Genomic DNA, 13,562 nt, shown 5'->3' on the forward strand with positions numbered 1-13,562 from the left:
GACCCCTATGACCTCGAAGAAACACGCATCACCGGCCACCGCCATCCTCTGGGGCCAGATCCTCATCGTCTCGACGGTCGCGCTGCTGTTCGTCTGGGCCGCAACGCAATGGGTCGCGTTCCGGCTCGGCTTTCAGTCCGAATTGGGCGAGCCGATGATGACGATCCTCAGTCTGCCCATCTACGCGCCGTGGAATGTTTTCGTCTGGTGGTATTGGTACGACGCCTACGCGCCGCGCGTCTTCATGGAAGGCGCGATCGTCGCGGGCGCTGGCGGCATCGCCGCGGTCGGTGTCGCGATCTTTCTCTCCGTCCTGCGGGCTCGCGAAGCGAGCAACGTCACCACCTACGGCTCCGCCCGGTGGGGCACTGAGAAGGATATGCGCTCGGCCGGCTTGTTCGTCGATGATGGTGTCGTGCTCGGGCGCTACCAATCCCGCTATCTTAGACATGACGGCCCTGAACACGTGCTCTGCTTCGCGCCGACGCGCTCGGGCAAGGGTGTCGGTCTGGTTGTGCCGTCACTTCTAACTTGGCCGGGGTCGGCGATCGTCCACGACATCAAAGGCGAGAACTGGCAGCTCACGGCCAGCTACCGCGCGCGGTTCAGCCGCGTGCTTCTCTTCGATCCAACCGATCCGAAGTCAGCGGCCTACAATCCGCTGCTCGAAGTGCGACGCGGTGACAGCGAAGTACGCGATGTCCAGAACGTCGCCGATATCCTCGTCGATCCCGAAGGTCTGCTCGAACGGCGGAACCATTGGGAAAAGACGAGCCACTCGTTGCTCGTGGGCGCGATCCTGCACGTTCTCTACGCCGAAGCCGACAAAACGCTGGCGGGCGTCGCGGCGTTTCTGTCCGATCCAAAGCGGCCGATCGAGTCGACCCTAGCCGCCATGATGCGGACGCCGCATCTCGGAGATCACCCGCATCCTGTCGTCGCGCAGGCCGCGCGCGAACTCCTAAACAAATCCGAGAACGAACGATCAGGCGTCCTCTCGACGGCGATGAGTTTTCTCGGGCTCTATCGCGATCCGGTCGTGGCCAAAGTCACGCGCCGCTGCGACTGGCGGATCGACGATCTCGTGACCGGCGACAGGCCGGTGACGCTCTATCTCGTTGTGCCGCCATCGGACATCTCACGGACGAAGCCGCTGATCCGGCTCGTGCTCAACCAGATCGGTCGACGACTGACGGAAGACCTGCATGCTAAGCGCTCCCACCGCATGCTGCTCATGCTGGACGAGTTTCCTGCGCTCGGGCGGCTTGACTTCTTCGAAAGCCAGCTCGCCTTCATGGCGGGCTATGGAATCAAGGCCTTCCTCATCGCCCAGTCGCTCAATCAAATCGAGAAGGCCTACGGTCAGAATAATGCGATCCTCGATAATTGCCATGTGCGCGTCGCCTTCGCGACCAATGACGAGCGAACCGCGAAGCGCGTGTCCGATGCGCTCGGCACAGCGACCGAGATGCGCGCGATGAAGAACTATGCCGGACATCGGCTGTCCCCCTGGCTTGGGCATCTGATGGTCTCGCGCCAAGAAACGGCGCGGCCGCTGCTCACCCCCGGCGAAATGATGCAACTGCCGCCGACCGAAGAGATCGTGCTGGTCTCAGGTTCGCCGCCGGTGCGCGCGGAGAAGGCGCGCTACTATGCTGACCCGCAGTTCAAGGCACGGATTGGCCCTCCGCCGGATCGCAATGCCCAAACTAAGGGAGTCCGCACTTCGTCAGACGATTGGAGCGACCGCGAACCGATTGTCGCGCCGCCACCGAAGAAACGGAAGGGAGCGAGCGAGGATGTCGATGGCGGCATCCGTCGGCAGCCCGACCTTCCGGATCATGAAGACATCGCCCGAGAACCGACCCCAGCCCGCAGCGAGTTCGCCGATCTCGATGACGAACCGGAGGATGACGCGCAGCGCGCCAAGGCCATGCGTGACCGGTTCGGCACGGTGGCACGTCAGGCCTCGCTTGATCCCGATGACGGGATCGAGCTCTAGGACATGGCCGTGAAGAAGGAGCGCCTGAATGTGTATTTTGATCCGGCTTTGTCTGGTGAGTTGGGGGCGTTGGCCGCTCGCCGGAAGGTTTCGAAGTCGCAGATCGTGGAGGCGGCGCTCGCGGCTTTTCTTTCGCCTGATGGAGCTGATCAGCGGGAGGCCGCCATCGTGCGGCGTCTGGATCGACTTACCCGCGCGGTCGAGCGATTGGAGCGGGATGTGTCGATCGGCAACGAGGCGATGGCGCTCTTCGTGAAGTTCTGGCTGACGACCACGCCGCCACTGCCCGACGAATTGCGCGAGGCCGCTCAGGCGTCAGGCAAGGAGCGCTATGACGGGTTCGTTGAGGCACTTGGGCGGCGACTCGCAAAAGGCAAAACGCTTACCAAAGAAGTCTCGGAGGACATCCCAGACAGAAAATCGAGTGTCTGACGCCATCGCGACTTCGTGCAAAATGCGCTTGTCCCTGCCTCTCTACGCCACCGCACTACTACGCCGTCAAACCTGTTGCGAATGATCCTCTAGCGGTCTTCTTGATCGACCCCGTAACCAGATGCGGGGCCGCGAATGACCGTCCACACTCTCAAATCAGCAGCGATCGAGCGCGGTTCCCGCATGCTCCGCACGGCGCTCGGGCACGATATCGCGGCGTGGCTCGACGAAGACGCCGTCGTCGAGGTCATGCTCAATCCGTGCGGTCGCATATGGCTCGATCGGCTCGGCCAAGGCCTCTGCGATACGGGCGCGACGCTTACCGCCGACGATGGCGAGCGGATCGTCCGCCTCGTCGCCCACCATGTCGGCGCCGAAGTCCATGCGGACGCACCGCGCGTCTCCGCCGAGCTTCCCGGGACGGGTGAGCGGTTCGAAGGACTTCTTCCGCCCGTCGTCGCGGCCCCAACCTTCGCGATCCGCAAACCCGCCGTCGCCGTCTTCACGCTCGACGATTACGTCGGCGCCGAGATCATGGATGCCGCCGCAGCTGACGCACTCCGCGAGGCCGTTGCGTCCCGCGCCAACATTCTCGTCGTCGGCGGCACCTCGACCGGCAAGACAACGCTCACAAACGCGCTGCTCGCCGAAGTCGCCAAGACAACAGATCGCGTGGTCCTCATCGAAGACACGCGCGAGCTTCAATGCACGACGCCCAATCTGGTCGCACTACGCACGAAGGATGGCGTCGCGACGCTCTCCGATCTTGTCCGCTCGTCGCTCCGCCTGCGTCCCGATCGCATTCCCATCGGCGAGGTGCGCGGGCCTGAGGCGCTCGATCTCCTCAAAGCCTGGGGCACCGGCCATCCCGGCGGCATCGGAACCATCCATGCCGGTTCGGCCATTGGCGCGCTGCGCCGACTCGAACAGCTGATCCAGGAAGCCGTCGTCACCGTCCCGCGGGCGCTCATCGCGGAGACCATCGACGTGCTCGCGGTCCTCAAGGGCCGCGGCAGCGATCGCCGCCTCGCGGACCTCGCGCGCGTAACGGGCCTCACCGACCAGGGCGACTACGCGCTCCAATCCCTTCTCACCAACCCGAAAGGAACCGCTACATGACCACCCGACTCAATCTCCTCTATCCCCGCTGGCCTATCTATGTCAGCGCAGCCGCGATCGGCTTCCTGCTCGCCGCTGGTCAGGCGCAGGCCGCAGGGTCCGGCATGCCTTGGGAAGCCCCGCTTCAGGCGATCCTCGAATCCATCGAAGGCCCAGTCGCCAAGATCGTCGCGGTCATGATCATCATCATCACCGGCCTGACGCTCGCGTTCGGGGACACGTCGGGCGGCGCGCGTCGGCTCGTCCAGATAGTCTTCGGCCTCTCGATCGCCTTCGCAGCGTCGAGCTTCTTCCTGTCTTTCTTCTCCTTCGGTGGCGGCGTCCTCGTATGAGCGATCCCACCGACATCCCCGGTTTCACCGCGCCGGTTCATCGCGCACTGACGGAACCGATCCTGCTAGGCGGCGCACCGCGCACCATCGCGATCGCCAACGGAACCATGGCGGCCGCCGTGGGACTCGGGCTTCGGCTCTGGTTGGTCGGGCTCGCCCTTTGGGCCATCGGTCACATGCTCGCGGTCTACGCCGCCAAGCGCGACGCGCAGATCGCCGACGTCGCGCGCCGTCACCTCCGCTACCCGACCTGGATGGGGGTGTGAGGAGATGATGCGCCTCGCCGAATACCGTTCCAAAGCCGCGCTGCTTTCGGATTTCCTGCCTTGGGCCGCGCTGATCGGCGAGGGAGTGATCCTCAACAAGGATGGCAGTTTCCAGCGGACGGCACGGTTCCGCGGTCCCGATCTCGAGTCCGCAACGCCTGCGGAGTTGGTCGCGACCGCGGCCCGCCTCAACAGCGCGCTGCGACGCCTGGGGTCGGGCTGGGCCGTGTTCGTCGAAGCACACCGCATCCCGGCGCGCGAGTATCCGCTCTCGGAGTTTCCCGATCCGATCTCCGCGCTGGTCGATGCCGAGCGGCGCGCCCAGTTTGAAGAAGCCTCGTCTCACTATGAGAGCCGGTATTTCCTCACCCTGACCTGGATGCCGCCTGCCGACGACACGAGCCGGGCGAGCGGGTGGCTGTTCGAGGATACGCCCAACAAGGGCGCGAACCCGCGCGAGCATCTTGCCGCGTTCCGTTCTCGCGGTGATCGGCTGCTCGGCCTCTTCGAAGGTTTCATGCCTGAAGCGACTTGGCTCTCCGACGACGAAACACTGACCTATCTGCATTCAACGATTTCGACCCGGCAGCAAACCGTAAGTGTCCCCGAGACGCCGATGCATCTCGACGCCTATCTCGCCGATGAGCCGCTGGTCGGCGGTCTCGCGCCGCGCCTCGGCGACACGTATCTGCGCACGCTCTCCATCGTCGGCTTCCCGACGTCGACCTGGCCGGGCCTGCTCGACGAACTCAACGCGCAAGCGTTCGAGTATCGCTGGGCGACCCGCGCCATCTGCCTCGACAAGACCGACGCGACCAAGCTCTTTACCCGCATCCGGCGCCAATGGTTCGCAAAGCGCAAATCAGTGGCCGCGATCCTCAAGGAGGTGATGACCAACGAGGCCTCCACACTCCTCGACAGCGATGCCGACAATAAGGCGCTCGATGCCGACGAAGCCTTGCAAGAACTCGGGAGCGACATCGTCGGCGCGGCCTATGTCACCGCGACGATCACGGTCTGGGACGAGGACGAACGCGGGGCGGACGCCAAGATCAAGCTTGCCGAGAAGGTCGTGCAGGGCCGCGACTTCACCTGCATCCCGGAAACGCTGAACGCCATCGAAGCCTGGTTCGGATCGCTGCCCGGCCATCTCTACGCCAATGTCCGCCAACCGCCGATCTCGACGCTCAATCTCGCCCACATGATCCCGATCTCGGCGGTTTGGGCGGGGCCGCAGCGCAACGACCATCTGGACGGCCCGCCGCTCTTCTATGCCGAGACGCAAGGCGCGACGCCGTTCCGCTTCTCGACGCATGTGGGTGATGTCGGCCACACATTGGTCGTCGGACCGACCGGCGCGGGAAAATCCGTGCTGCTCGCGCTCATGGCGCTGCAATTCCGGCGCTATGAGAACGCCCAGATCTTCGCCTTCGATTTCGGCGGCTCGATCCGCTGCGCGACCCTGGCCTGCAGCGGGGATTGGGAAGACCTCGGCCTCGCGCTGTCGGACGAAGACGACGCGGTCCAGCTGCAACCGCTCGCACGGATCGACGATCCAGCGGAACGCAGCTGGGCGCAGGACTGGCTCGCTGGGCTGTTGGTCCGAGAAAGGGTCACCATCGACCCGGTGGCGCGAGACCATCTCTGGTCGGCGCTGACCTCGCTGGCTTCGGCACCGGTCGAAGAGCGCACGCTGACGGGCCTCTCGGTCCTCCTGCAATCCAACGATCTAAAGCGCGCACTCGCGCCGTTCTGCCTGGGCGGCCCCTTCGGCCGCCTGCTCGACGCCGAAAGCGAGGCGCTCGGCTCAACCGACTTCCAAGCCTTCGAGACCGAAGGGCTGATAGGTTCCGCCGCAGCGCCCGCCGTGCTCGCTTATCTCTTTCACCGGATTGAGGCGCGGCTCGACGGACGACCCAGTCTCATCATTGTCGACGAAGGCTGGCTTGCGCTCGACGACGCGACCTTCGGCTCGCAGCTGCGCGAATGGCTGAAAACGCTGCGTAAGAAGAACGCTTCCGTCGTCTTCGCCACCCAATCGCTCGCCGATATCGACGGCTCCGACATCGCGCCCGCCATCGTCGAGAGCTGCCCGACCCGCATCTTCCTGCCCAACGAGCGCGCTTTCGAGCCGCAGATCTCCGCCACCTATCGCAGCTTCGGGCTGAACGACCGGCAGATCGAGATCGTCGCCCGCGCGACACCAAAGCGCGACTATTACTGCCAGTCGCGCCGCGGCAACCGGCTCTTCGCCCTAGGCCTCGGCGACGTCGCACTCGCCTTCACGGCGGCGTCCTCCAAAACCGACCACGCCGCCATCGACGCGATCCTCGAAGAGCACGGCCGCGACGGTTTCGCCGCCGCCTGGCTCGCCAGGCGCGATCTCGGCTGGGCGACCGAACTGCTCGGTCCCTTCGATGCCGTGATCGAAGCAACCTCATCCGCAACCCCAGAAGCCAACGACGATAAGGAGAAGACTGATGTTCAAGACCAAGACACGTAAGCTCGCCGGACGCGCCGCCGCGGCTCTGTTGCTGTCGAGCGCGATCGCGCTCACCCCGGCGACGGCACCGCCCGCTAACGCGTTTTTCGGCGGAGGGTTCGGCGGGATCGTCTACGATCCGACCAACCATGCCGAGAACCTTCTGACCGCCGCGCGGACGCTGGAGCAGATCAACAACCAGATCGCGCAGCTCCAGAACGAGGCCCAGATGCTGGTCAATCAGGCGCGCAACCTCGCGAGCCTGCCATACTCGTCGCTCTCACGCCTGCAATCCTCCGTCCAGCAAACCCAGCAGCTCTTGGGTGAAGCGCAGCGCATCGCCCATGACGTGGCGACGATCGACGAGGCCTTCACGCAGGACTACGGCGCGGCCGCCGCGCGGGGCGATTTCGATGAGATGATCGCGGGCGCACAGGACCGCTGGCGAACCTCGGTCGCTGGGTTCGAGGATGCACTCAAGGTCCAGGCAGGCGTCGTGGGCAATATCGAGACCGCGCGCGCCGAAATGCAGGCGCTCGTCGGCCGCAGCCAGGCCGCGACCGGCGCATTGCAGGCCACTCAGGCCGGCAACCAGCTTCTCGCCCTCCAAAGCCAGCAGATCTCCGATCTGACGGCCGCGATCGCCGCGCAGAACCGGGCGCAATCGCTCGAAGCCGCGCGTGTGGCGACGGCCGAGGCGCAGGCGCGCGAGAACCTCACGCGCTTCCTCGATTACGGCTCCGGCTACGAGCCGACGACCGTGCGGATGTTCCGGTAGGCCGCGATGAAGCTGACTGCCGAGACCACGCTGAAAGCCATCGCCATCGCCATGGGCGCGGGAGCCGGGCTCATGGCGGCGACAGAGCTTCAGCGCGCCGTTGAAGGGGAGCGTGCGGCCGAACCGGCGGCGGTGGTTTCGGACGATCCGCTCCGCGAGACCCTCCAGCGCTGCCGCTCGTTGACCCCGGAGGCGCTCGACGTCGACACCGCGTGTCAGGCCGCATGGGAGGAGAATCGCCGCCGGTTCTTTGGCACCTCCATCAACGATCCGGACACGGAGTAGGTCATGGACGGCGTCGGCGTCATCGATCGGTTCCTGGAGGTCTTCACCACCTATATCGACAGCGGGTTCGGGCTGCTCGGCGGCGACGTCGCTTTCCTCGCGACCACGCTGATCGTCATCGATGTCACCCTTGCAGCGCTCTTCTGGGCTTGGGGCGCGGATGACGACATCATCGGAAGGCTCGTCAAGAAGACGCTCTTCGTCGGCGTGTTCGCTTACATCATCAGCAACTGGAACACGCTCGCCCGCATCGTCTTCGAGAGCTTCGCGGGCCTCGGACTCGTCGCCACCGGCGGCGCGATCGGCGCAGGCGAGCTTTTGCAGCCGGGCCGCATCGCCGCCGTCGGGCTCGAAGCCGGGCAACCCATTCTCGAATCCATCGCCGACCTGATGGGGTTCGTTTCCTTCTTCGAGAACTTCATCCAGATCTCGATCCTGCTCTTCGCCTGGATCGTGGTCCTGCTGTCCTTCTTCATCCTCGCGATCCAGCTCTTCGTCACCCTCATCGAGTTCAAGCTGGCGACGCTCGCGGGCTTCATCCTCGTCCCCTTCGGTCTTTTCAACAAGACGGCCTTCATGGCCGAACGCGTCCTAGGTCTCGTCATCTCCTCGGGCGTCAAGGTACTCGTACTCGCCGTGATCGTCGGGATCGGATCCACCATTTTCAGTGAGTTCACCACCGGCTTTGTTGGCGAACCGACCATCGGCGACGCTATGGCCGTGGTTTTGGCGGCCCTTTCTATCCTCGCGCTCGGCATCTTCGGCCCCGGCATCGCCAACGGTATCGTCTCCGGCGGTCCGCAGCTTGGTGCTGGGGCCGCCGTTGGTGCCGGGCTTGCCGCGGGTGGTGTCGTCGCTGGAGGTCTCGCAGGCGCAAAGATCGCCGGGGCCGCAGGCGGAGCGGCCTTGCGTGGTGGGTCTGCCGTCGCCGGTGGCGCGTCGACCGCCTTCAAGATCGGCGCGGCCTCGGGCACATCCACCACCGGGAAAGCCGCGAGCGGCATGGCTGCGGTCGGTCAGGCCGGAGTCAATACCGCCATCAGCCCGCTCAAGCGCGCCGTCGGCGACAGCTACCGCTCCGGCTCGCGCGCCGCCTTCGAGGCGACCGGCGGCAAGTTCAGCAATTCCCCGGCCAGCATGCCGACCCCTGCCAATGACGGTCCGCCCGCCTGGGCGCGCCGCATGAAGCGCCAGCAATCATTGCACCACGGCGCCATGACCACCGCCCACGCGCTGCGCTCAGGCGATGGCGGCGGTGCGGGCACGGCCATCAGCCTTTCGGAGAAATCATGAGATTCAAGCGACCCAGCGTGCGATACGCCAAGACCCCGGAACCGGTGACCCCATACCAGAAGGCTGCCCAGGTTTGGGATGAACGCATGGGTTCGACCCGCGTCCAGGCGCGCAACTGGCGCCTCATGGCCATCGGGTGCCTCGCCACCACCGCGACCTTCGGTCTCGCGCTGGTCTGGCAATCAACACAGGGCACTATTGTCCCTTATGTGGTCGAGGTCGATCAATTGGGCGCGGCTCAGGCCGTCGCGCCGGCCACCGCCAATTATCGGCCGACCGATCCTCAGATCGCCTTCCACCTCGCGCGCTTCATCGAGAATGTTCGCCAGGTTCCCGCCGACCCGATCGTGCTCCGGCAGAACTGGCTCAGGGCCTATGACTTCACCACCGATCGCGGGTCGGTCGCGCTCAACGACTTCGCTCGCGAAAACGACCCCTTCGCCAACGTCGGCGAGGTCCAGGTCACCGCCGAAATCTCCAGCGTCATCCGCGCCTCCGACAACAGCTTTCGCGTCGCCTGGACCGAGCGCCGCTACGTGAACGGACAGCTCTCCGGCACCGAACGCTGGACCGGCATTCTGAGCGTCGTCATCCAGCCGCCCCGCGATGCCGACCGCCTCCGCAAAAACCCCCTCGGCGTCTTCGTGCACGCCATCAACTGGTCACGGGAGAACGCCCAATGACATACCGAGTGTCAGCCAAACTTTCGATCACAACACTTCTCGCCGGCTCGATGCTGGCCGCATGCGCGACGTTCAAACCACCGGAGATCGCATATGACGATCCGGTTGCTGCAACGCTGGTCGCCGACCCACCGCGGCCGGTCAGGATCGTGGAGACACCCGAGCCCTTGCCGTTGCCCGGCCAGCTCATGCGGGTCGACGCCGATCCCAAGTCCCCACAAGCCGCAGAACCCACCGAACGCGTGACCAACGCGAACGCCGCCGCCCGGATCGAACCGGTGCGCGACGGCTTCATCAACGCCGTACAGCTCTATCCATATAGCTCCGGCGCGCTCTATCAGGTCTACACATCCCCCGGACAGGTCACAGATATCGCGCTACAGGCGGGCGAAAGCCTTGTCGGGTCCGGCCCCATCGCTGCCGGAGACACGGCCCGCTGGATCATCGGCGACACCGAGAGCGGCTCCGGCGATAACCGTCGCATCCATGTGCTCGTGAAACCGACCCGGCCCGATCTCGTCACCAACCTCGTCATCAACACAGATCGGCGGACCTATCATCTGGAGCTGCGCGCGACGCCGCAGGCCTATATGGCCTCCGTCTCATGGCAATATCCCGAGGACGAGTTGATTGCGCTGCGTCGCGAAAACGATCGCGCGGAGGCGAGCCTTCCGATCGGGCGCAATGTCGATCTCGACGATCTCAACTTCCGCTACCGGATCACCGGTGACCGCGCGCCCTGGCGACCGCGCCGCGCTTTCGATGACGGGCGGCAGGTCTTCATCGAGTTTCCGCGCGGGATCGGCCAAGGCGAGATGCCGCCGCTCTTCGTGATCGGACCGGAAGGAGACGGCCAGCTCGTCAATTACCGCATTCGGCGCAATTACATGATCGTCGATCGGCTCTTCGCCGCCGCCGAGCTGCGTCTTGGAGACCGCCAGCGGGTCGTCCGGATCGTGCGGACTGATGGGGTCCGGCGCAGCGAGCGAAGTGAGGAGCGCGTGGTTTCCGCGTGGCGGCCCGATGAGGACCGTTGAGCCATGACCGGGACGGAAGATCAGCAACCAGATGAACGCCCCGACGACCCGCCGCGCTCGGAACAGGACATCGCCAGAGAACTCCGCTTGCGGCCGGATCCGCCGCGCGTCATGCGCCTCTCGCGCAAGGCCATCACGGTTCTCACCGTCGCAGGTGGGCTCGGCATCGGGGCGATCCTAATCGTCGCGCTGCAGGGTCCGGATCGGACCGATGGGCCAACTGAATTGTTTTCGACGGAACGCGTTCAAGAAGCCGAAGGCCTTCTGGGTCTACCGCGCGACTACGCGTCGATCCCGCAGCTCGGGCCACCGCTACCGGGCGAACTGGGACGGCCGGTTCTGTCTGCGCAGCGTCGGGGTGAGCCAGTGCCTGTCGTGCCCGCAACCGGCTCCGCCGTCGATCCGGACGAACAACTTCGCTTGCAGGAGGCGGAAGCGGCCCGGCTCGCGACGCTCTTCGCGGATGCAAGCTCGAGTGGCGCAGGTGCTGCGCGACCGCAGGCACTACCCGCAACATCTCCGGCGCCCGGATTGCAAGGTCTATTTCCGGCGTCAGCGGGATCTTCGCGCCAGCCGGATGCGACAGAACGACAAGAGGCGTTTTTGGATCGAGAGGTGGATCGACGGACCACTGCCGCGGATCGGCTGCAGTCTCCGCCGAGCCCTTACGTCCTGCAAGCCGGATCCGTCATCGAAGCCGCGCTGCTGACAGGTCTGCGCTCCGATCTTCCCGGGCAGATCACGGCGCAGGTCACCGCGAATGTCTATGACAGCCCGACCGGGCAATTCCTGCTGATCCCACAAGGGGCGCGGCTCCTCGGCGAGTATGACAGCCGCGTTGAAACCGGTCAGCGGCGCGTCCTCTTGGCGTGGACTCGATTGATCCTACCCGATGGACGTTCTGTCGTCCTCGAACGCCAGCCCGGGACCGACCAAGCTGGCTACGCAGGCCTCGAAGATGGTGTGGACAATCACTGGGGCCAGTTGTTCCGCGCGGCCGGTCTCGCCACGATTCTCAATATCGGGCTCGAGACAGGCGAGGATGGCGGCGATGACATTGCCGAGGCGATCCGCGACGGCACCCAGGATACGATAGGGCGCGCGGGCGAGGCCATCGTCCAGCGCCAACTCAACATCCCACCGACGCTTACGATCCGGCCCGGTTTCCCGGTACGCGTGATGGTGACGCGCGATCTCATTCTTGAGCCACATGGAGACATGCGATGAACAGGTTAAAGCTCGGCGATATCCGCGACGAAAGGCCGATCAAGCTGACCGTAGAGCTACCGGCGGAAGTGCATCGCGACTTAACGGTCTACGCAGAGATTCTTGGCGCCGAGAACGGGAATAAACTCGAACCCGTAAAGCTGATCGCGCCTATGCTGGAGCGGTTCATGAAAACCGATCGCGGATTTGCGAAGCTCAGGAAAGAACGCCGTTCCGTTTCGCTTCGATCCGCCCAAGACTAATAAACCGACGAAGCGCCGGGTTGTCTGTTTCAGGACGCCAGGTCAACGAGAAAGGCACTCGTTCTTCTTCATTTCCGATCGGAACGAAACGAACATTCGGGTATGTGACTCCCCGCCAGTGGTCAGTAACAAGGCATACACCCAGCCCTAGGCCGACGAGCGCCATGAGACCCTCGCGTCCGAGCTTATGACGCTGAACCTGACTGTTACGCCATATATCAACCATGCATCGCAGAATATAATCGCTTACCTCTGGTCCTGGATCTCGATCACTTAGCAAGAGTGTCGCGTGGTGTAGATCGTGCACGCTGAGCTGATCAACGGTGGCCAAGGCATCACTAGATGGTACCGCAAGGAAAATCCGTTCGCGAGCTAGGACAAAACTATCCCCGCTCTCTGTTTCTGGCTCGCCAACCGCAATCATCGCGTCAATCTTCCGATGGCTCAGGTCTGTAAGCAAGCCGCCACGATCTGACTCTTTGATGCAAACGACGACTTCAGGATGCGCTTCAAAAAATGAATGAAAGACATTGCGGATAGGGCCTCTTGAGAGCGATGCGATAACCCCGACACTTAGCCGTCCAGCACCAGCGGTTCCTTCGTGCTGCGCAGACTCTACCGCTACGTTCAAGTCATTTACAATGTACCGGACTCTCTCCGAAAAACATATGCCAGCAGGCGTGAGTCTTGCGCCGTTCGTCTGTCGCTCGAACAATGAAACACCCAGCCTGTCCTCAAGCTTTTGAATTCGTCGGCTCACGGATGATTGACCAATTCCAAGCTTACTGGCCGCTCTACGAAAACTGCCAGTCTCTGCAACGGCTAGCGCTGCAGTCAATTGGTGCAGTTCAACATGCTGATCTTTCACTTTCCATAAACCCAGTTTGCTTCAGATCTTCTTTGCCCCCAATTCGATAGCCAGATTGTCCGAGTATTGATCCAAAGATCAGAGATCTGGTTCCATTTTAACTTCGCGCTCTCAAAGCCATTCTGGTCGGACTGCTCCTTCGTGCCCGGGCGTGCGCCAAGCATTTTCCATGTAATCCTCTCGTTCGATCCGCAATCCGCCAAGCCGCGCCCCGCCGCTGGCCTCAAACAGGACGCCGGGTCCGATCGGCGTCTCGATCAACATGGCGCCAGGAGCGTCGCGCAGCGCTTCGATGTCGTCGACTTCAAAGAACAAAATCGGCGACTTACCCGCCATGTGCGAGGCAAATACGATGTCCGCCCCGGCACCGTGCCGCACTGAGGCGACGCGTGCACCAAACCGATCGAGGAAGAAGCGTAAGTTGCCGCCCAGGGTCTGGACGTGAAGGCGAGCGTCCGCCTCCACATCACTTGATCCCATGTAGACGAGCCGTAGCGATCCGAGCTTCATACCAAG

Annotated in this window: 15 protein-coding genes; 13 read left to right on the forward strand and 2 right to left on the reverse strand. The window is 63.9% G+C overall.

What is annotated here, in order from left to right; all coding sequences use genetic code 11:
- Window positions 1–7: 7 nt before the first annotated feature.
- The 13 genes from H7847_RS18645 to H7847_RS18705 all read left to right on the forward strand — a co-directional run bounded on the left by H7847_RS18645 (window position 8) and on the right by H7847_RS18705 (window position 12,178).
- Window positions 8–2,002: a conjugal transfer protein TraG gene (locus H7847_RS18645; RefSeq protein ID WP_227270990.1), complete on the forward strand. Its 1,995-nt coding sequence runs from the start codon at window positions 8–10 to the stop codon at window positions 2,000–2,002.
- Between the two features lie 3 nt (window positions 2,003–2,005).
- Window positions 2,006–2,434, forward strand: coding sequence for a ribbon-helix-helix domain-containing protein (locus H7847_RS18650; RefSeq protein WP_227270991.1), 429 nt, complete (start codon window positions 2,006–2,008; stop codon window positions 2,432–2,434).
- 183 nt (window positions 2,435–2,617) lie between these two features.
- Window positions 2,618–3,553: a P-type conjugative transfer ATPase TrbB gene (gene trbB, locus H7847_RS18655; protein WP_264479648.1), complete on the forward strand. Its 936-nt coding sequence runs from the start codon at window positions 2,618–2,620 to the stop codon at window positions 3,551–3,553.
- Window positions 3,550–3,885 carry a TrbC/VirB2 family protein gene (locus H7847_RS18660; protein WP_227270993.1) on the forward strand — a complete coding sequence of 112 codons (336 nt, stop codon included), beginning with the start codon at window positions 3,550–3,552 and terminating at the stop codon, window positions 3,883–3,885. Before trbB ends, H7847_RS18660 begins: the two co-directional genes overlap by 4 nt.
- Window positions 3,882–4,151, forward strand: a complete 270-nt coding sequence (locus H7847_RS18665; RefSeq protein ID WP_227270994.1) for a VirB3 family type IV secretion system protein — start codon at window positions 3,882–3,884, stop codon at window positions 4,149–4,151. Before H7847_RS18660 ends, H7847_RS18665 begins: the two co-directional genes overlap by 4 nt.
- Before the next feature lie 4 nt (window positions 4,152–4,155).
- Complete coding sequence (gene trbE, locus H7847_RS18670; RefSeq protein WP_227270995.1) at window positions 4,156–6,654, forward strand: conjugal transfer protein TrbE; 2,499 nt, start codon at window positions 4,156–4,158, stop codon at window positions 6,652–6,654.
- On the forward strand, window positions 6,632–7,411 hold the full coding sequence (trbJ, locus tag H7847_RS18675; RefSeq protein WP_227270996.1) for a P-type conjugative transfer protein TrbJ: 780 nt from the start codon (window positions 6,632–6,634) through the stop codon (window positions 7,409–7,411). Before trbE ends, trbJ begins: the two co-directional genes overlap by 23 nt.
- 6 nt (window positions 7,412–7,417) lie before the next feature.
- Window positions 7,418–7,696, forward strand: coding sequence for a putative entry exclusion protein TrbK-alt (gene trbK-alt, locus H7847_RS18680; RefSeq protein ID WP_227270997.1), 279 nt, complete (start codon window positions 7,418–7,420; stop codon window positions 7,694–7,696).
- A gap of 3 nt (window positions 7,697–7,699) precedes the next feature.
- Window positions 7,700–8,989 carry a P-type conjugative transfer protein TrbL gene (gene trbL, locus H7847_RS18685; protein ID WP_227270998.1) on the forward strand — a complete coding sequence of 430 codons (1,290 nt, stop codon included), beginning with the start codon at window positions 7,700–7,702 and terminating at the stop codon, window positions 8,987–8,989.
- Window positions 8,983–9,672, forward strand: a complete 690-nt coding sequence (gene trbF / locus H7847_RS18690; protein ID WP_227271062.1) for a conjugal transfer protein TrbF — start codon at window positions 8,983–8,985, stop codon at window positions 9,670–9,672. Before trbL ends, trbF begins: the two co-directional genes overlap by 7 nt.
- Before the next feature lie 8 nt (window positions 9,673–9,680).
- A complete protein-coding gene (trbG, locus tag H7847_RS18695) occupies window positions 9,681–10,709 on the forward strand; it encodes a P-type conjugative transfer protein TrbG (protein ID WP_455115532.1) in 1,029 nt (342 codons plus the stop codon).
- Between the two features lie 3 nt (window positions 10,710–10,712).
- Window positions 10,713–11,936 (forward strand): TrbI/VirB10 family protein, encoded by a 1,224-nt coding sequence (locus H7847_RS18700; protein ID WP_227271000.1) that lies wholly within the window; start codon window positions 10,713–10,715, stop codon window positions 11,934–11,936.
- Window positions 11,933–12,178 (forward strand): DUF2274 domain-containing protein, encoded by a 246-nt coding sequence (locus H7847_RS18705; RefSeq protein ID WP_227271001.1) that lies wholly within the window; start codon window positions 11,933–11,935, stop codon window positions 12,176–12,178. The genes H7847_RS18700 and H7847_RS18705 overlap by 4 nt, the downstream gene beginning before the upstream one ends.
- Here H7847_RS18705 and H7847_RS27245 read toward each other — a convergent pair.
- Together H7847_RS27245 and H7847_RS18715 are read right to left on the reverse strand one after the other, a co-directional pair.
- Window positions 12,132–13,046 (reverse strand): LysR family transcriptional regulator, encoded by a 915-nt coding sequence (locus H7847_RS27245; RefSeq protein ID WP_227271002.1) that lies wholly within the window; start codon window positions 13,044–13,046, stop codon window positions 12,132–12,134. The genes H7847_RS18705 and H7847_RS27245 overlap by 47 nt on opposite strands.
- Window positions 13,047–13,157: 111 nt before the next feature.
- Window positions 13,158–13,556, reverse strand: a complete 399-nt coding sequence (locus H7847_RS18715) for a hypothetical protein (protein WP_227271003.1) — start codon at window positions 13,554–13,556, stop codon at window positions 13,158–13,160.
- Window positions 13,557–13,562: the final 6 nt, after the last annotated feature.

Source organism: Roseobacter weihaiensis (assembly GCF_020622345.1).
Classification (GTDB): Bacteria; Pseudomonadota; Alphaproteobacteria; order Rhodobacterales; family Rhodobacteraceae; genus Roseobacter; species Roseobacter weihaiensis.